Source organism: Oceanispirochaeta crateris (genome assembly GCF_008329965.1).
GTDB classification, from domain to species: domain Bacteria; phylum Spirochaetota; class Spirochaetia; order DSM-2461; family DSM-2461; genus Oceanispirochaeta; species Oceanispirochaeta crateris.
The window spans coordinates 3846311-3864031 of record NZ_CP036150.1; the positions used below are offsets into that span (position 1 = coordinate 3846311).

Annotated in this window: 14 protein-coding genes and 1 pseudogene; 6 read left to right on the top strand and 9 right to left on the bottom strand. The window is 44.6% G+C overall.

Going from position 1 to position 17721, the window contains the following annotated elements; translation table 11 throughout:
- Positions 1–73 precede the first annotated feature (73 nt).
- Together EXM22_RS17475 and EXM22_RS17480 are read left to right on the top strand one after the other, a co-directional pair.
- Positions 74–1147 carry a Gfo/Idh/MocA family protein gene (locus EXM22_RS17475; RefSeq protein ID WP_149487761.1) on the top strand — a complete coding sequence of 358 codons (1074 nt, stop codon included), beginning with the start codon at positions 74–76 and terminating at the stop codon, positions 1145–1147.
- 30 nt (positions 1148–1177) lie between these two features.
- Entirely contained in the window at positions 1178–2257 is a 1080-nt protein-coding gene (locus EXM22_RS17480; RefSeq protein ID WP_149487762.1) for an Ldh family oxidoreductase, read from the top strand.
- Positions 2258–2279: 22 nt separating this feature from the next.
- Here EXM22_RS17480 and EXM22_RS17485 read toward each other — a convergent pair whose 3' ends face one another.
- On the bottom strand, positions 2280–2789 hold the full coding sequence (locus EXM22_RS17485; protein ID WP_149487763.1) for a PaaI family thioesterase: 510 nt from the start codon (positions 2787–2789) through the stop codon (positions 2280–2282).
- A gap of 102 nt (positions 2790–2891) precedes the next feature.
- Entirely contained in the window at positions 2892–4703 is a 1812-nt protein-coding gene (locus EXM22_RS17490) for a GGDEF domain-containing protein (protein ID WP_149487764.1), read from the bottom strand.
- Between the two features lie 200 nt (positions 4704–4903).
- On the opposite strand from EXM22_RS17490, the gene EXM22_RS17495 reads away from it, so the two are divergent.
- Positions 4904–5971, top strand: coding sequence for a glycosyltransferase family protein (locus EXM22_RS17495; RefSeq protein WP_149487765.1), 1068 nt, complete (start codon positions 4904–4906; stop codon positions 5969–5971).
- Positions 5972–6028: 57 nt separating this feature from the next.
- Positions 6029–7369, top strand: coding sequence for a patatin-like phospholipase family protein (locus tag EXM22_RS17500; RefSeq protein ID WP_149487766.1), 1341 nt, complete (start codon positions 6029–6031; stop codon positions 7367–7369).
- Between the two features lie 4 nt (positions 7370–7373).
- On the opposite strand, the gene EXM22_RS17505 is transcribed toward EXM22_RS17500, so the two are convergent.
- Both EXM22_RS17505 and EXM22_RS17510 read right to left on the bottom strand, forming a co-directional pair.
- Positions 7374–8246 carry a DMT family transporter gene (locus EXM22_RS17505; protein ID WP_149487767.1) on the bottom strand — a complete coding sequence of 291 codons (873 nt, stop codon included), beginning with the start codon at positions 8244–8246 and terminating at the stop codon, positions 7374–7376.
- A gap of 12 nt (positions 8247–8258) precedes the next feature.
- Positions 8259–10328: an adenylate/guanylate cyclase domain-containing protein gene (locus tag EXM22_RS17510; protein WP_149487768.1), complete on the bottom strand. Its 2070-nt coding sequence runs from the start codon at positions 10326–10328 to the stop codon at positions 8259–8261.
- A gap of 123 nt (positions 10329–10451) precedes the next feature.
- Between EXM22_RS17510 and lipA the strand changes: the two genes are divergently transcribed.
- The gene (gene lipA / locus EXM22_RS17515; RefSeq protein ID WP_149487769.1) at positions 10452–11369 is read left to right on the top strand and encodes a lipoyl synthase; all 918 of its coding nucleotides are present in this window, start codon (positions 10452–10454) and stop codon (positions 11367–11369) included.
- Here the strand turns inward: lipA and EXM22_RS17520 are convergent.
- Positions 11360–12004: a ferredoxin--NADP reductase gene (locus EXM22_RS17520; protein WP_149487770.1), complete on the bottom strand. Its 645-nt coding sequence runs from the start codon at positions 12002–12004 to the stop codon at positions 11360–11362. The two genes, lipA and EXM22_RS17520, sit on opposite strands and share 10 nt — an antisense overlap.
- Positions 12005–12014: 10 nt before the next feature.
- On the bottom strand, positions 12015–12377 hold the full coding sequence (locus EXM22_RS17525) for a Na-translocating system protein MpsC family protein (protein ID WP_149487771.1): 363 nt from the start codon (positions 12375–12377) through the stop codon (positions 12015–12017).
- A gap of 342 nt (positions 12378–12719) precedes the next feature.
- Between EXM22_RS17525 and EXM22_RS17530 the strand changes: the two genes are divergently transcribed.
- Positions 12720–14525: a phosphoenolpyruvate carboxykinase (GTP) gene (locus EXM22_RS17530; protein WP_149487772.1), complete on the top strand. Its 1806-nt coding sequence runs from the start codon at positions 12720–12722 to the stop codon at positions 14523–14525.
- 148 nt (positions 14526–14673) lie between these two features.
- Here the strand turns inward: EXM22_RS17530 and EXM22_RS17535 are convergent, their stop codons facing one another.
- The 3 genes and pseudogenes from EXM22_RS17535 to EXM22_RS18625 all read right to left on the bottom strand — a co-directional run.
- The gene (locus EXM22_RS17535; protein WP_149487773.1) at positions 14674–16563 is read right to left on the bottom strand and encodes a phosphoenolpyruvate carboxykinase (GTP); all 1890 of its coding nucleotides are present in this window, start codon (positions 16561–16563) and stop codon (positions 14674–14676) included.
- Positions 16564–16879: 316 nt separating this feature from the next.
- The gene (locus EXM22_RS17540) at positions 16880–17362 is read right to left on the bottom strand and encodes an FKBP-type peptidyl-prolyl cis-trans isomerase (protein ID WP_149487774.1); all 483 of its coding nucleotides are present in this window, start codon (positions 17360–17362) and stop codon (positions 16880–16882) included.
- Positions 17363–17611: 249 nt separating this feature from the next.
- A pseudogene (locus tag EXM22_RS18625) lies at positions 17612–17704 on the bottom strand (hypothetical protein); the annotation flags it as partial.
- Between the last annotated feature and the right edge of the window lie 17 nt (positions 17705–17721).

The following is a 17721-nucleotide window of genomic DNA, read 5'->3' on the forward strand; positions in this document are numbered from 1 at the left end:
TCAGTTTTTTTATAACTCCCGCCGGACTTGCCGTTAATTTGAGAGTCTGGAAAATTAAAAGGGAGGATAAAAGATGAATCAGAAATCTGATGGAGCCAATTATGCCCCGGTTGGTAAACCCAATCCTGTGTGCAAAGAGGGAGAATTCATATTTTCGGTTATTGGCCTTGAGCATGGTCATATCTATGGGATGTGCAATGGTCTTATAGAAGCAGGAGCGCAGCTCAAATGGGTCTATGATCAGGACCCTCTAAAGATGGCGGCTTTTTCAAAGACCTATGGGGAAGTCAAAATCGCGTCATCCGAAGAAGAAATCTTGAATGATCCCTCGGTTCAGCTCATTGCCGGAGCGGCGATTACATCCGAGCGCTGTGCCTTGGGAATGCGTGTCATGGATCATGGGAAGGACTACTTCACAGACAAAGCCCCCCTCACAACGCTGAAACAGCTGGAGATGGCTCGCAATAAAACGAAGGAAACCGGATTAAAGTATGCGGTGTATTTTAGTGAGCGCCTTCATGTCGAAAGTGCTGTATATGCCGGCCATCTGATCGAACAGGGAGCCATCGGAAGGGTACTGCAAGTCCTTGGAACGGGTCCTCACCGGCTTGGTAAAGTCAGGCCTGACTGGTTTTGGAACCCCGAACAATACGGGGGTATTCTGTGTGATATCGGTAGCCATCAAATCGAACAGTTTCTCCATTTTGCGGGAGTCAAAGAAGCCCGGATTGCTCACAGTCAGGTTGCAAATTATAATCATAAGGAACATCCCGGATTTAATGATTTTGGAGACGCCGTAATCCTGGGAGATAATGGAGCCACCCAGTATTTCAGAGTGGATTGGTTCACACCGGATGGTCTGTCTACCTGGGGAGATGGACGGACGACCATACTTGGAACCGAGGGTTATATTGAGCTTCGAAAATATGTTGATATCTGCCGGGACCCACAGGGAGATCAGGTCTATCTCGTCGATGGAAAAGGGGAACATCATTTTTCTGTGAGCGGTACTGTTGGGTATCCTTTCTTCGGACAACTCATATTGGACTGCCTCCATCGCACGGAGAATGCCATGACTCAGGAGCATGCCTTCAAGGCCGCGGAACTTGCTGTCATGGCTCAGAACCAGGCCGTTGTAATAGAATAGAACATCCCTGTAAAAAAAAAGGAAAATTGTATGGATAGTGTTAAAATCAACAAAGAAGAGCTCCTGAAGTTTTGTGTGAAGGCCTTTGAAGCCTGTGGTGTGAATCCGGCGGATGCACTGGATTGTGCCGACGTCCTGGTGGCTGCAGATGCCAGGGGTATCCCATCTCATGGGGTTGCCCGCTTGCAGCGCTACATTAATGGTTTACAAAGCGGTCTGATGGATCCCCATGTCGAAACGGAGATTATCAGAGAAACTCCTGTGTCTTTGATGGTCGATGCCAGGGGAGCTCTGGGTGCTCCTGTTAGCTGTCAGACCATGAACTCCCTATTGGATAAAGCCGAAAAGAGCGGTATGGCCTTTGGTGCCGTGAGAAATTCCAATCATTACGGAATTGCCGGATACTATGCCATGAAGGCTCTCAGCCGGGATATGATTGGTATTTCCATGACCAATACGGCCGCCTTGGGTGTTCCGACCTTTGGGAAACAGGTGATGTTTGGAACAAACCCTTTGGCTTTTGCCGCTCCTGCAAATAGGGAAAAAGCCTTTGTCCTGGATATGTCTACAACGGTTGTGACCAGGGGAAAGATAGAAATATATGACCGGGATAAAAAAAGTTTGAAACCCGGTTGGGCTGTGGACAAGGACGGTTTGACCGTCACAGATCCAGGGCCTTTGCTGGATGACATGTTTCATAGACGGGGCGGAGGCATTGTTCCCCTGGGGGGAGATTCTGAGACTTCCGGTGGTCACAAAGGCTTCGGTCTGGCCATGATGGTAGACATCATGACAGGCGTTCTTTCCGGATCGGCCTGGGGTGCTGATATCTATGATAAGGGAGAATCATCCGCGCGGGTTTCTCACTGCTTTGGAGCCATGAAGATCAACCTGTTTATGGATGCTCTGGAGTTCCGGCATAATATGGACAAGATGCTGGAAGATATCCGCAGTATGAGTCCTGCGGCCGGGCATGAGCGGGTTTATTTTGCGGGTCAGAAAGAGTTCGAAGCAGAAGCTCTGTCCCTGGCGGAAGGAGTTCCTCTTGCCGGAAACGTCTACCAGTCTCTCCGGAAAATTGGTCAGGAGCTTGCGGTGGAGTGTCCATAGGAGCCCCTCTCTTCGGTCCGGATCAGGGAAGGTCTAATTCCTTCACTTTGGATTTGTCTTCCACGGAAAACCATTCAGTGTCGGTGAAAGAGTCATTGGCAATGTCGTGAATGTTCCGTTTGAGGTATTTTCCCTTGCAGCTGACGGCTACTTCTCCATCGGGTAGAAGAATCTCGCCGGTTCCTTCAAAAAGGGACCCTCTCTCGGCGGTGATTCTACCCACGGCCTTCAGATCTACTCCCAGAGGAACGGGTTTTTTATAGCGCAGATTCAGTTCCAGAGTCACTCCCCATACATCTTCATCGTAATGGGCCATGATGGCTCTTCCTATGGTTTCATCCAAAATTGCCGATGAAATACCGCCGTGGGTGATTCCCGGATAGCTTTGATGCACTTCATCTGCTGTAAACAGGGCAATGACTTCATTGTCTTCAGTCTCATAAAATTTGGTTTTGAGACTGAGCTTGTTGTCCAGTCCGCAGACGATACAGTTTTTGGAATTATTCTGTTTTGCTTTTATTGAGTGTTTCATTTGTTTATAATACAGATTTGACAGCAGTTTTCAATAAGCATATGTCTGCCGGAGTGAAAGTGGGCCAAATTTGAGTGATGAAGAGAGCATCCATTTGGAATATCAACTGGGCTTTAAATCGCTCATACTCTGATTCAATTCAAGGCGGGCAAAGTGATTTTGTCTGCTTTTGGCTTGTTTTTTCAGATCTGAGAGAAGGCTGTTGAGTTGATCCAGTGTTGTCGAACCGGGGGCCTTCACATCCAGAACGGCCGCACTCACAGAAATGAGGGAATAACTTTCCCATTGTCCCTTCCTGTTCCGGGCTTGTAAGCTTCCCTTGAGTCTATGTTCATCAGAATAATATGCCAGGGCTCCTTCGGCAAAGGAAGCCTGGGCCTGTTTTACCTGTTTACAAGAATCATCGCCCTGAACATCAGATTGAATTATAAGAAAATCATCTCCTCCCACATGGCCGATAAAATCTTTATCGAGGTTGAACACCTTTTTTAAGATTTCAGTGAACAGGATAATCAGACGGTCTCCCATCCTGAAACCATAGGTGTCATTGAAAGGTTTGAAGTGGTTAAAATCAAAAAATACGATCCTTTGTCCCGGTTCTCCTTTTTCCAAAACTGCCGCGAGGTTCTTGTGTATTGTGTAATTTCCTGGCAGTTCCGTGAGAGGGTTCTGATCTCTGGCGAAAGCCAGTTTCTGTTCATATAGGAGCTGAATCAGATCGGATGGGTCCAGAAATCCGAGATATGTTCCGTTTCGGGTTATCAGAATACCCTCAGAACGTTTATAGGCTGCACTTATATCTAAGATCTTTTCAAGGCTGTTGTTTACCTCTGCCATGGGAATCTTAGTGACAAAAGTTTCGATTCCCATATTGTTGAAGTGGTGCTGAAATAAGGATATCCCAAAGGGAGAATACACATACTGTTTTAGATCTTTTTCACGGATGATTCCCAATGGTTCATTCTTGTCACTGACAACGGGAAGAAGACGAATGGAAGAGTCTTTGTGAAATCGTTTGAGAATGGATACTCCCTCATCCTCCAGTTTCACAGGTGCTATTGCGGTGAGTCGCTCTTCTATGAGTTGGGATTGATTTTCACCTTTTCTTTTACCAAAATGAGAGTTGTCGTTATTCAGAATATAAGTTGAGTGAAGGTTCTGTATCTCTCTTTCCGGATGGGCAATGAGAAAACCCTGTAGATAATCACAACCGATTTCACGGCAGAAGTCTAATTCCTGTTCTGTTTCAATCCCTTCGGCAACCACTTTGATCCCCATTAAGTGAGACATATTCACAATGTTTTCTGCGAAGAGTTTTTTCTTCTGGTCCTTATGAACGCCGGCAATAAAGAAGCGGTCAATTTTAATTATATCCGGCTCTGAATGGTAAAGGAGCTGAAGCCCCGAATATCCGGAGCCATAATCGTCTATGGCAATTCTGAAATTCTGTCTTTTATATTGATTCAATATCTGGATTGTTTCTGAATAACTGTTAAATTCATGGCGTTCGGAGAGTTCAAAATAGAAGTTTGATTGGGCAATCCCCAAAGAACTCAAAATACCCTGAGTGTTTCCGGGGCTGTAATCCGGCATTTCCAGAACCCTGTTATCCAGGTTGTAGAAGAGAGCCTTCGCTCCGCTTCCCTCTATGGTGCAGAATTTCTCAATGGCTTTTTTTCTAAGCTCCAGATCGACTGCATAGAGTGTTCTATCCGCAAAGGATTGGTCAAAAACATCAAAAATACTGGCAAATCCGCAATTCTCCCAATTCCGAAGCAAGGCTTCATAAGCAAAGACATCTCCCGTATAGCAGTTGACAATCGGTTGGAAGGCGTAATCCAGATTTTCACAGATTTCTTTCCAGTCTTCTGTCATGGGGGCTTTCCTTTCAAGCAGACCACTCATAAGTAACATGGTGCTATTCCTTTTTATATCATTTTTTAATGAGGACAATCATCAGCTTTTTGAATAAGAAATTGATGAAGAATTGTTAGAAATATGTGAAAAATGCCGTCCAATGAATTTCTGACAATTTTCTTATCAAAGCATAACTTTCAAACCCCTTAAATAAGCCATCTGTAAACGTCTAACTCTGATTTAATGGGGAGTAACAAATGAAAATAATGTACGGTGTTGCGGGAGAAGGAAGAGGTCATGCCTCCAGATCGGCTGCTCTGTGGCCTTTCCTGTCAAAGTCAATGGATTTAACAATTCTGTGCCCTGAGTCAATTGCTCCTTTTATACAGGAAAAGTGTCCTCCTGCGGATCTGGATCTTATTCCGGGTATCCATTTTTCTCTTCAAGGGCATCGTGTCGATTATTTTGGTTCTATTCAAAAGAATCTTCCTCTACTGTTCCGCTTTAATGAAATCACCGATACCATTGCGGAAAACATGAAAAAGAAGAATGTTCAGGGTGTTATCAGCGACTTTGAACCCCTTACGGCGCTTGCAGCCTGGAAAGCGGGGTTGCCTTTGCTCAATTTGAATCATCCTGCTGTTGTCAGACGGTATCTCTCTCTGCTTCCCGATGCTGTGACAGCCAGGCTTGTGGCAACAGTCATGACTCCTCCGGCACAAAAAAATATCATCTGCTCCTTTTATGACGGAGATGTCGGGCCCATACTGAGAGATGAAATCAGAAAGGCTGTACCCGTAAAAGGAGACTATATCCTTGTGTATGTCAAAGAGTCTTCTTCTGATGAAGTCAAATCTATTCTGGCAGAATTCCCCCACCAGGAGTTCCGTTATTTTCCAGATAAAAAGAAGGACTTTATCACTTCTCTTGCCGGTTGTGCCGGAGTTATTGCCCCCGCAGGGCATCAGCTCCTGTCAGAGTCCCTGTATTTAAGGAAACCGGTCCTGGCTCTGCCTCAGAAGGGGCAATATGAACAGAGACTGAATGCCAGGATGCTCACATCCAGTGGTTGGGGCAGAGGGAGCAGCCTGAGTCGCCTGAAAAAAGATGCCGCTGAGTTTATAAAAGATTTAAACAAGTTCCCCTTTAAATCAGACCCCTATCACCAATTTATTCTGGAGGACCACACAGCCAGGACCGCTCAGATGATTTCATCCTTTTTTGAGACGGAAAAACAGAAATCAAGGCTCTCTCCCAGGGTGCACTGTGATTACTTTCAGTATCTTCCTGAAAAATTGAGGCGCTTGAAGTCTCTAACAGCCTGATTTTTTATATTGCAACAATTCCTGATACAGACATAATGATACTATGAGAGGTCATTCATGTTCAGTAAAAGGAAAAAAGAAAAATACTGTCTTGTCTTGAGTGGCGGAGGGGCCAAAGGAGTCTATCATCTGGGTGCTTGGAAGGCTTTGAGCGAGCTGGGTATTGAGGTGGATGCCTTCATTGGAAACTCAATCGGAGCCATAGTTGCTGGGTATCTGGCACAGGGGCTTACAAAGGAATTGGAATATATCGGTGACAATATTGGCGTCGATTTTATCATGAAAATTCCAGAAGAATTCCTTGAAAACGGAGCCATACGGGTTGGAAAGGCCAATCTGACTGCCTTCAAGAAGTTTTATCATAGCGTTGTCGAAAAAAAAGGAATTGATGTTTCTCCCTTAAGAGAAATGCTAAAGAATCACCTCAGCGAAGAGGCTATCCGCCGCTCTGGGAATGATTTGGGAGTGGTTACTTTTAATGTTTCCGACTTTAAGCCTCAATATGAATTCCTGGAAGATATGCCCCCCGGGGCCGTTTTGGATTATCTCATGGCCAGTGCCGCCTTCCCTGGATTGGAGCAGACTGTTATCAATGGTAAATCTTTTATTGATGGCGGAGTTGTTGACAATATGCCCTATGAAATGGCTCGGGCAAGGGGATACAAAAACATAATTGTGGTCGATATTTCCGGGATGGGAATCAATAAAAAACCCAATATCACCGGCAGTAGGACCATATATATCAAGAATTCCATCAATATGGGATGGGTCTTTGATTTCAGCCGTTCCTTCCTGGATAATTTCCGGAAACTGGGGTATTTGGATACAAAAAGGGTCTTTGGAGCTCTAAAAGGGGAAAAATACTTTTTTTTGCCAGATGTGAAGGCTGAAAAATCCTTTGATCAATATATTGACAGTGAGGCCGCCCGGAAAATCCTGGACTTCCATATCAGCAGTAGTGATGAGGAACAACTGACCCCGCGGCAGAAAATCAGAAGGATTCTTCCAGAATCAATGAGACAGAGAAAGGAACTCCTTTATTGCCTGGCAGACTGCGCGGCAGCTGTCTTTGATATTGAACAAATCCGGGAATATACCCTGGGGGAGCTGGCCGAAAGGATTAGGCGTAAGAAAGATGAAGATGATATAAGGGTGGCCAAACTCAAGCAGGAACTGACTCATGATGAACAGATCAGTCTGGGTGTTCAACTTGAACTCCTCTTTAAGGAAGTGAGGAAAAAGGATAGTGACCGAGATTCACCTTATTATGACTACTGTCTTTGTACCGATGTTTTAGAATGGGGGCATAAACTGCTGTTAAAGGGCCTCATGGTGCACCATAAGGAGTTATCCGCCGGACTTCTGGCCATTGACTTCCTCTTTGACTACACCAAATGATCTCTCATTGCTGTGTTTCATGGAGGGGCCATGGCTTTTCCTGGGGTTTCAAAGAGGATAAAACCGAGGAACTTGTTACGGCACTCAGGATGATTAGCCCCCCGATCAACGACCAGTAGCCCGGCTTCTCTCCAGTGATAAGAAAAACCCATAGGGGGTTCAGCAGAGGTTCCAGAGCAGCAATCAGCATGGCAGATAGAGCTCTGATCCGTTTTATGCCGTATGAAAATAACATCAGACTCAATCCGGTTTGAAAAATTCCCAAGGCGCCAATGGATAACCATCCGGTTAAATCAGGTCCAGGTCCCTGGAAGTAAAAAGGTATGCCAATCAAGGCTGTGAGGAAGTTGGACAGGAGCAGGGATTCAAGAGGATTCCCTTCCTTTTGAAGTCTCATGAAGATTGAGAACAGGGCGAAACTTATTCCGCTGGCCAGGCCTAATAGGTTTCCCAGACCATGACCGGGTCCCAGTTCATCCTTAAAAAAAAGACCTAAGCCCAAAAGAATTGTCACAAGGGCCAACCAGTGATGAATTGAGGGTTTCTCTTTGAGGATAAATCCACCCAGAATCGCTACATAAATAGGGGCGGTGTACTGTAAAAGGATGGCGTTAGCGGCAGTTGTTGTCCGCGTAGCCGAGACAAAGAATATCATTGTCAGACTGTGAGCCAGAGCAGCCATAATCTCAATTTTTGAGAATCGAAAGCGAGGTTTTTTTAGAATGAGGAGGATAAATGCGCCTGCCAGTATGCTTCTTATACCCGCTGTTGCCAGAGGATGCCAGTTCACCAGCTTTATCAATATACCACCACAGCTCCATAGAACGGCACAAGCCGCCATGGCCGCCATTCCCGTTTGTTTTTCATTATAAATCATTGGTCTGTTCTCTCAGGAGTCTGATTTGCGGAATCGGCTCAGGTAAATTTGTGTTGTCCTGTCTTGTGGGAATACTGTATGAACTTTCTCAAATACTTGGAGAGCCTCTTCGAAGTGGTTGTCGTCTCTCAGGCGGACAGCCTTTTCAAACTCTTCTTTTGTATTGAGCTTTAGTTCTGTTATGTCCTTTGGGTCTCCGTTGAATAATTCGTAGATACAGACCGGGGTTTCCTTTCCCTTTACCTTGATTCTTCCAATAAAACGAACTTGCTTCTCTGTTTTATTTTTAAGTTTTCCGTAGGTTTCTTCGCTCAGGGCAACATCAATGCCATACTCTTTCGTCAGGCTTTCTATCCTTGAGCACAGATTCACCGCATCAGAAATGACTGTACCATCCATTCTCTTATTCTCACCGATGGTCCCCATCATAAGAGAACCTGTATGAATGCCAATTCCTACTCTAACCGGGTCATAATCTGTTTTTGAACGATGAAAATTGTAAAGCCCCAAGATCCTTTTCATTTCTATGGCTGCCAGGGCGGCATTCTCTGCTGAGTCGGGCCCTGCAAAAAGGGCCATAATTCCATCACCCATATACTTATCTATGAAGCCCTGATGCTTCCGAATGACAGGACAGACTCGTTCATAGTAGGAGTTGAGAAACAGAAAATTTTCTCTGGGAGTCATCTTTTCCGACAATGAGGTAAAGTCCCGGATATCGAGGAAGAAAATGGTCATCTCCATCTGTACATGATCACCCAGCTCAACGTCTGTAATGCTGTTCTTATTGAGGTATTTTAGAAATTCTACCGGAACAAATCGCCTGAAAGATGTGTTGGTGAATTCCAGAACAAGAGCAAGATCTTTACTCGCCTTGAAGGATTTGCCAATCTTCCAACTAAGGAGGATGGCCTGGCCCTGAATATACAGACCGAGTCCCAGTGGAGCCATGTGAAATGTATCGATGATCTTCTGTGCATAGAGTATATCATTGACGGATGTCCCCAGGAGCATGATAAATCCAAGTAAAAGTATTCTGGCAATGCTGTTCTTTTCATAGGATCTTTTGATCAGCAGAACGAAGACTGAAATTGCGACGATCAGGGATAAAATCTGATAAATCCCCAGAAATCGGATATAGAAATGGTGTCTTGTCACGATGGCCAGGAGGCAGAAAATTGTGCTGATACTATAAGTGGGAAACTCTATTAATCTGTTGTACTTGGATGGGAACTCAAGGCAAATGAATCTCAGGAAGAAGGGAATGGCTAGGTAAAATGTCAGATGTCCTAGGGTCGTTTCAACCTCGACAGGCAACTCAGGCAGTAGGAGCAGTAGCATGTGCTGGTTGTAGAGTAGGGTTCTCAGGGCCATTGTCAGTGTAAACAGACCAAAAAATAGGGACGATTGTGTTGCCTTACCTTCGCTTGTATAAAACAAAATATAGAGGATGCCAATGACCAGAAAAAGTCCGAAAAGGAATGAGTCCATCATTTGGTTTCTATCCATTTTCAGGTTGAGCTGTTCTAGGCTGGCAATGACCGGAGGTTCCAGAAGACCGCCATAGAGGTCATCAAAGTTAGAAATGTGGAGGATGATCTCAAGTTCATTCTCATCGGGCAGGGGGAGGATGACAGGTCTTTGAATCGTCGTATTCCTCTTCCATCCTGTGTTTGGCTCTCCATTTTGATGGATGAGTTTATCGTTTATATAAAGGCGGTAATGGTTGAGGGTATAATCCATGGTAATACCCATGTCCCGGCTGCCTTCGGGGAGTTTAACTCTGGTTCTATAGGTTCCAAATCCGTTGGCCGGGTGATTCTTATCCTTATTCCATGGGTCGGGAACCCTGATACTTTCAGCGTCTATTTTTGTAAAATCACTGCCGGGAGGCAGAAATTCATTCCAATATAATTCCCAGTCTCCCGAAAGAACTGCGGAATGATCTGAAAAATCTTCGTTTAAGAGGTTTAGTTCTGAGAATTTATCTGGCCCTATGGTTTGGGATATGAGGAATTGATTTAAAAGAAGAATCATCAATAGAATCATGATCGATATTCTTCCCATTGGCAGTCTTATCATTCGTCTTTTTTCCTGTTTTATATACCCATAGGAATAGTTCGAGAATTATTATAGAGGTATTGAGTCTTAAAATATAGATGTTATAAATAGGAATAAATATTACTAATGTAGTAATATAAAGTTATGAAGAATTCCACAACTGATGAAAAAAGAAAGTATACACCCAAGCCCGACTGGCTGAGAACTAGTTTGAATACGACTAGTGACTTTCATAGAGTCTCAAATACAATCGAAAAAATGGATATTCATACGGTTTGCCAGGAAGCCAAATGTCCTAATCTGGAAGAGTGCTGGGGAACCCATAGAACTGCATCATTTATGATTTTAGGCGATACCTGCACCAGGCGTTGCCGCTTCTGCGCCGTCAAAACGGGCCTTCCGGGTCCTGTGGATTTGGATGAACCGCGCCGGGTCGCCGAGGCTGTTAAATCCATGGACCTCTCCCATGTGGTGGTCACTATGGTAAACAGAGATGATCTGGACCATGGAGGTTCCTGGCAAATGGCCCAGACGGTGAGTGAAATCAGATCCTTGGTTCCCTCCTGTACGGTAGAACTTCTATCATCGGATATGATGGGGAAAATAGAATCCATTGCCAGGATGGTTGAAGCCCAGCCGGATATCCTCAGCCATAATCTTGAAACTGTGAGACGTCTGACTCCCCGAGTCCGGTCACGTTCGGACTATGACCGGTCTCTTGAGTTTCTGGCTACCGTTCACTCCTTGAATCCTCAGTGCAAGACCAAGTCCAGCCTTATGCTGGGATTGGGAGAAGAGGATGATGAGGTTCTTAGGGCCATGGATGATCTTTTAGGAGCGGGAGTACGCATTTTAAACATGGGTCAGTATTTGCAGCCCACCAGGAATCATCTGCCTGTGGTCAAGTACAGAACCCCTTATGAATTTCATGACTTGAAGATGAAAGCTCTTCAGAAAGGGTTTCTTCATGTAGAGGCAGGCCCCCTCGTGCGTTCCAGTTACCATGCTGCCGATCAGATTAAGACAGTTAATGCTGCGTTAGAGGAAGAAAATCAAAAGTAGATCTCTGCTTTGATATTTTTTCTGGGTATTCCCCTGTCTTGAAGTATGGCCATGGAATCAAAAATCATATCGCTGTTGCCACAGAGCATGTAGATGGCCTTTGAGGAAAGGGATATCTGTTTCAAGCGTTCTGTAACCCTCCCAGAAAAATCACCATCCCCGCTGCGGCTGGTACAGAGTGTATAGCGTTTGGCGGGAAAGTTGATCCACTCCTTAATTCTCCCAAAATGGGGTAAGCCGTGGAGTATCTGATAGTCCAAACCGGGATAACTACGTATTAGGGAGCCGAAGGGGCTGATGCCGCTGCCGGTGGCAATCATCAAGACGGGGCTTTTTCTTTCTAGGGGGGAGAGCTGGAATTGGCCTTCCGGTCCCTCCACAGTCCATTTTGCCCCCACTGGACTGTCGCAAAGGAGGGGAGACAGGGCTCCATCCTTTTGTCTTGTAATCAAAACTTCCAGAGTTTTCTGCTGACTCGGACTGGCGATTGAGAACTCTCTACGATCGTTTCCGGGGCCTGTGGATAAGTTTATAAACTGGCCGGGCTGAAACTCAAAAGACCCCCGGTCCAGGGTGAATAACCAGGTTCTATCCATGATAATCTGTTTCTCTAGGATCGTTGTAATGAAGGTCATACATTCCCCTTCAAGTCAGTTCCGGTGGCGATTCCAGCGTGAAGATAATAATTCTCTCTCCGGTTCGGGTACTTAGATCAGAATGCATGCTGATAATATTTACCTTTAGAATATCCTGAAGAACCGATTCCAGGAGAACCCGGCTGTTTTCAATAAGTGTCCGGCGCATCTGCTTGATCTGAGCGCGTCCGTTGTCGATCTCCTGAGAACTGGCCAGCTTGTTTTCTGCAGGTGTTAAAACTCCTTTCATTCTGAGAATGACCATATCGTCAATGATGTAGGATCTGGCTTCAAGGGGTCCTCTACCCATGTATTCCTTTTCAAAGCGAATCATGGCTTTGCAAATTTGTTCTTCCATCTGGCCTTTGGTCATGTATTTCTCCCGGGGAACAATCACTTTAGAATTTAATTATATTCTTACAGGGAGAACTGTTTCAATAAGATGTAATTAAATCCTTTGTAAATCACTATAGTTACTTGAAATAAATTGTATGAATCTGTATGATGCAGAAGTTCATCGGGGGAGAGTCAAAGGGTGATTCCTTCACCAGTTTATCCTCAACCGGTCAATAAATAAAAGCCAAAACTAATCAATAACCACTTGAAAAGGTGGAGATTCTTAAGGATAGTGGCCCGGACCGCACTAGGATAGGTGTCATCCGGGTTTTTTTATATTTGATTATCACAAAAGTAAATATTCTAAGGAGAGTTAAGAATGTCAGTTCCCACAAAGAACAAAAAACTGATTGCATGGGTCAATGAAATTGCAGCCATGACAACACCCGAAAAAATTATCTGGTGTGACGGGTCAACAGAAGAATACGATCGTCTGATGGCAGAAATGGTAGAGTCTGGAATGGCAATAAAGCTGAACGAAAAACTTCGTCCCAATAGCTTTGCCTTCAACTCCGACCCTTCTGATGTAGCCCGTGTAGAAGGACGTACCTACATTGCTTCTGTAAAAGAAGAAGATGCCGGACCAACCAACAACTGGATTGATCCTGTTGAACTGAAAAAAATAATGACCGAAAAATACACAGGTTGTATGAAGGGTCGCCCCTTGTATGTTATTCCATTTTCAATGGGACCCATCGGTTCTCCCATTGCCAAAATTGGAATTGAGATTACAGACTCTCCCTATGTTGTTGTCAACATGCACACAATGACCCGGGTTTCTACCAAGGTCTATGACCTGTTGGGTACTGACGGTGATTTTATTCCCTGTCTTCACTCTGTAGGTTCTCCCCTCGAACCCGGTCAGAAAGACAGCAGATGGCCCTGTGCGCCTATTGAAGAAAAGTATATTGCCCACTTCCCTGAAGAAAACCTGATCTGGTCTTACGGTTCCGGTTATGGCGGAAACGCCCTCCTCGGTAAGAAATGTCTGGCATTGCGTATCGCATCTGCCATGGCTGGAAGAGAAGGCTGGATGGCCGAACACATGCTTATCTTGAGATTCACAAATCCCGAAGGTAAAAAATACCATATCGCAGCGGCATTCCCCTCTGCCTGTGGTAAAACAAACCTGGCCATGCTTCAGTCTACCGTCCCCGGATGGAAGGTTGAAACAATTGGTGATGATATTGCCTGGATGAAACCCGGAAAAGACGGTCGTCTTTACGCCATCAACCCTGAAGCAGGATTCTTTGGTGTTGCTCCCGGTACTTCTGAAGGTTCTAACCCCATGGCCCTCGCCAGCTGTTCCAGAGACGCCATCTTTACAAATGTAGTTGTTACAGAAGATAAAGATGTATGGTGGGAAGATATGGGTAAAGAATGTGCCGGTGGTACAGACTGGTTGAACAGACCCTGGAAACCCGGCATGAAAGATGCCGATGGTAAAAAAATCCTGGGTGCTCATCCAAATAGCCGTTTTACAGCTAAAGCAGAACTCTGTCCTGTTATCTGTCCCGACTGGGAAGATCCGGAAGGTGTTCCCATCGATATTTTCGTATTTGGTGGAAAAAGAACCTCTGTTATGCCCCTTGTACACGAAGCGTTTGACTTTGAACAGGGTGTTTACATGGGAGCTACTGCCTCTTCTGAACCTACAGCCGCCGCACTGGACCTCGGCAATGTCAGCCTGAGATTTGACCCCTTTGCCATGACTCCTTTCATTGGATATCACGGTGGAGATTACATGCAGCACTGGTTTGACATGGGTGAAATGCTGGGAGATAAAGCTCCTAAGGTATTCTATGTAAACTGGTTCCAGAAAGACGGAAAACGTTTTGTATGGCCTGGATTCGGTGAAAATAGCCGTGTTCTGAAATGGATGTGTGATCGTGTTGAAGGCAAGGTTGACGCCATTGAAACTCCCATCGGAATGATGCCTGCCAATGATGACCTGGCAAAAGGTCTTGACCTGGCTAAGGAAGACTGGGAAAGACTGATGAAGGTAGACACCGTTGCTTTCAAGAAAACACTTGAAGATGCCAAGGTTTACCTCGCCAAGTTTGGTGATAAACTACCTAAGAAAATGACTGAACAGCTTGAAAAACTCGAGAAACGTCTCGGTTAATCAGGTTTTTACTTCCGGTTCATCTAATGGACCGGAGTCAATCTCCAAGCCCGTCCCATCCGGATGGGCTTTTTCTTTTATAATTTTATATGGGCATAAAAAAACCGCCCTAACCAGGGCGGTTTTACGGTTTAATTAACCAAAGGCATTAGCCTTTGAAGTCTCCCGGTTTGATTTCATCACCGTACTTTTCCCGTACAGCCTTGTATTTTGCAATGGTATCATCCCAGAATTTGTTCAGCTCTGCCGGTACATTGCTGTCTTTGCTGGCGAAGAATTTTTTGGTTCTTTCCAGTTTTTCAATCAGCTTGGTACAGCGGAAGGTAAACAGGTAGGTATATTTTTCTTTGTTGAAACCTTCGTTGGGAAGGAACTCGTCAAAGAGAGCCTGCAGATCTTCATACTTGGGAATCTTACCTGAAGGTGTATCCAGGGCTTCATATTCACCGTAAAATCTACCTTCTGCCCAGTGAAGCCATACTTTTTTGGCAAGCTTGCTGGTCATGAACTCACCCTTGGGTCCTCTCATGAAGTAGTTTGTGGAGTAGATCTTGGGGCAGTCTTTTACGGATTCTCCAAACTTGATGTTGTTCAGTGTGTATTCACCAAGAGGGTAGGATACAAAGTCCATATTTGCCATGGGAGAAGCCGCTCTCACACCTTCTGCACCAAGGGTGGCTGCGGTAGTTTCAGATTCGAGGGTACAGGCCTTAAGAAGAATTCCTTCTTTCCATGTGGCAGATTCTTCTACAGGCACAGATGTATCGCTGTCACGTCCTCCATAGAGGATACCCGAAATTTTTACACCGTCTTTTGCTTCAAATCCTTCTTTATCAAAGTTGGCAAGGTAGTCCAGTCTCATGGTATAGCGTGAGTTGGGGTGAGCAACTGGAACTACATTACCCTTATCGTCTTTCATTCCTTCAGTCCATTCACCAATATGGTTCAGACCGCTTTTAGGGGGTTCAACACCCTGGCCGAGCCAATATGGTTTTTTGTCGGGACCCTGAAGAATATTGGAGAAAATAACTTCCTGATTTATCATGGCGTTTTCGAAAATTACAGGATCGTCTTCGGCATTAACGTCTTTGATGATACCAAAAATACCCTGTTCTACATTCACGCCGCGGAATTCGCCGTCAATGTTTCTGAAGTACACAATGTCGTCTCCAACAATCTGTTCTCCGGGAATCATTGCTGTTGCTGTTTTACCACAGGCCGAGGGGTAAGCACCGGCAAAGTAGGTTTTTCTTCCACCCTTACCAAGACATGCCATAAGGAACATATGCTCACAGAGCCATCCTTCCTGGCCGGCCTTACTAATGGAAAGTCTCATGGCGTGTTTTTTAAGACCAATGGAGTTTCCCGCATACTGGTCATTCATGGAGTAAACAATATTGTTCTGTGTATCCATGTAGATTCTTCTTTTATCGAGATTTTTTGTACAACCTCTTTCGTCAAGCTCTCCTGCGGAGTGAATGAAACGGAAGAAATCCTCACTACCAGGATTGTTGAGGAAATGTTTGTACCCGGGTCTGTACAGTATGGATTCGGAGTGGGTTACATAGGAAGAGTCTGTAAACTGGATACAGGGGATGGTGAAGGGGCTTTCTGCAGGACCTTCGGTGAAGAATTTTACGTAGGCTTCCTTGCCGGCCATGATGTTTTTGGCAATGCCCATAATCTCTTCTTTTGCCTCATCATAGGGAAGAGAGTTCATGGCTTTCATCTTGTCCAGATTTTCAGGGTATACCATGTAACGGGTATTTACCTTGTCCCGGGCCTGATCGCCGTAACCATCCCAGTGAATGGTCTGCTCTGAATTTGCCATGGGATGTTCTTCACCGTTTTTAAGGGCGGCAGCCTTTATGTACTCTTCGTCTTCTTTGCTGTCATCACAAACATAGATGGTCTTAGGATTACAATGTTCGGCAAAGCTGCCTACGAAATCCATGACTTTGTCATTCTTGAGAGCCTCCAGTTTAGCAAAGCTCTTGTCTGTCATTTTGCTTTTTAGAAGGTTTGTATACTTGGACATTTTAACTCCTTGAAATATAGAAAATATTCTATCCCTTTAACAGGGGAAACCTGATTTTTCGCCTCGGACAGTCAAATACATTCATGCATATAAAGGCCCGAAGGTATGATATGAGACTTAAATAATAGGCCAGAAGTAAAATGAGAGTCAATGAAGGGTTTATTTGATAAGAGAATTAATTGCCTTAGTAGATAGAAAATATAAGTATTCGTTAGTTGACTAAATAGCTAATATTTAAAATTCAGATAGGGCCGGCAGAAATAAAAAAAGGAGTCCTCTTAAAAGAGCACTCCCTCTATCGGGTTTTTCTTTACCCTTAGTGGTGACCGTGTGCACCATGTACATGACCGTGTTCAAGTTCTTCTGCTGTGGCTTCTCTCACATCTGTGATGCCCACTTCAAAATCAAGGGTCATTCCTGCCAGAGGATGGTTTCCATTGATTGTGATCTCATCTCCATCAATACTGTCGACCCGGACTACCATGACATGGCCATCTTCACTACTGGCTTGAAATTCCATACCCACTTCAATGTCATCCACACCCTGGAATGATTCTTTTGGCAGCTTTTGAATAAGCTGGGGCATATGCTCACCATAGCCTTCGGCGGGAGATACTTTTACTCTCAGCGTGTCGCCGGAGGTTTTTCCATTGAGTTCTTTTTCGAGACCGGGAACGAGGGCTCCCACACCATGGAGAAAGACCAGAGGATCTCCTGTCCCTGAAGCATCCAGGATCTCTCCTGCTTCGTTTCTGAGTTTGTAGTCCATGGATACGACACATTTTCCATTTATTTTCATAATTGCTCCTGATTAACCGGCTCACCGGGTATTTCAATATAAATATTTGAACAAGTATAGGAACTTCTTGGACATTTTGCATCTCATCCTTTACAGACTTCACAAAAAACTGACACAAAGTTCAAAGAATCTTGATCATATTCCTATTATAAGAACACGTCCTTCTCTTATATTCATTTCATAAAGAAAAATAATTCAAAAAGTTAGAAAGAAGGCATTTCTTCTTTCCACAGTTAATAAAGTACATTTTCAGAAAAGTAATTGGCCTCCCATTGTGGAGGCTGTATTATTTATAAGTCTTTTTGAATTCTCAAGGTGAATTCCTTCGTTGTCCTTTCGGGAGACCTTATTTCCTCATG

Bases quoted from the DNA above. Each gene is read 5' to 3' on its own strand.
- EXM22_RS17520 (WP_149487770.1), bottom strand. From the start codon at position 12,004: ATGACCTTCATTACAACGATCCTAGAGAAACAGATTATCATGGATAGA.
- EXM22_RS17525 (WP_149487771.1), bottom strand. From the start codon at position 12,377: ATGACCAAAGGCCAGATGGAAGAACAAATTTGCAAAGCCATGATTCGC.
- EXM22_RS17475 (WP_149487761.1), top strand. From the start codon at position 74: ATGAATCAGAAATCTGATGGAGCCAATTATGCCCCGGTTGGTAAACCC.
- EXM22_RS17480 (WP_149487762.1), top strand. From the start codon at position 1,178: ATGGATAGTGTTAAAATCAACAAAGAAGAGCTCCTGAAGTTTTGTGTG.
- EXM22_RS17485 (WP_149487763.1), bottom strand. From the start codon at position 2,789: ATGAAACACTCAATAAAAGCAAAACAGAATAATTCCAAAAACTGTATC.
- EXM22_RS17535 (WP_149487773.1), bottom strand. From the start codon at position 16,563: ATGTCCAAGTATACAAACCTTCTAAAAAGCAAAATGACAGACAAGAGC.
- EXM22_RS17530 (WP_149487772.1), top strand. From the start codon at position 12,720: ATGTCAGTTCCCACAAAGAACAAAAAACTGATTGCATGGGTCAATGAA.
- EXM22_RS17495 (WP_149487765.1), top strand. From the start codon at position 4,904: ATGAAAATAATGTACGGTGTTGCGGGAGAAGGAAGAGGTCATGCCTCC.
- EXM22_RS17510 (WP_149487768.1), bottom strand. From the start codon at position 10,328: ATGATAAGACTGCCAATGGGAAGAATATCGATCATGATTCTATTGATG.
- EXM22_RS17500 (WP_149487766.1), top strand. From the start codon at position 6,029: ATGTTCAGTAAAAGGAAAAAAGAAAAATACTGTCTTGTCTTGAGTGGC.
- EXM22_RS17540 (WP_149487774.1), bottom strand. From the start codon at position 17,362: ATGAAAATAAATGGAAAATGTGTCGTATCCATGGACTACAAACTCAGA.
- EXM22_RS17490 (WP_149487764.1), bottom strand. From the start codon at position 4,703: ATGTTACTTATGAGTGGTCTGCTTGAAAGGAAAGCCCCCATGACAGAA.
- lipA (WP_149487769.1), top strand. From the start codon at position 10,452: ATGAAGAATTCCACAACTGATGAAAAAAGAAAGTATACACCCAAGCCC.
- EXM22_RS17505 (WP_149487767.1), bottom strand. From the start codon at position 8,246: ATGATTTATAATGAAAAACAAACGGGAATGGCGGCCATGGCGGCTTGT.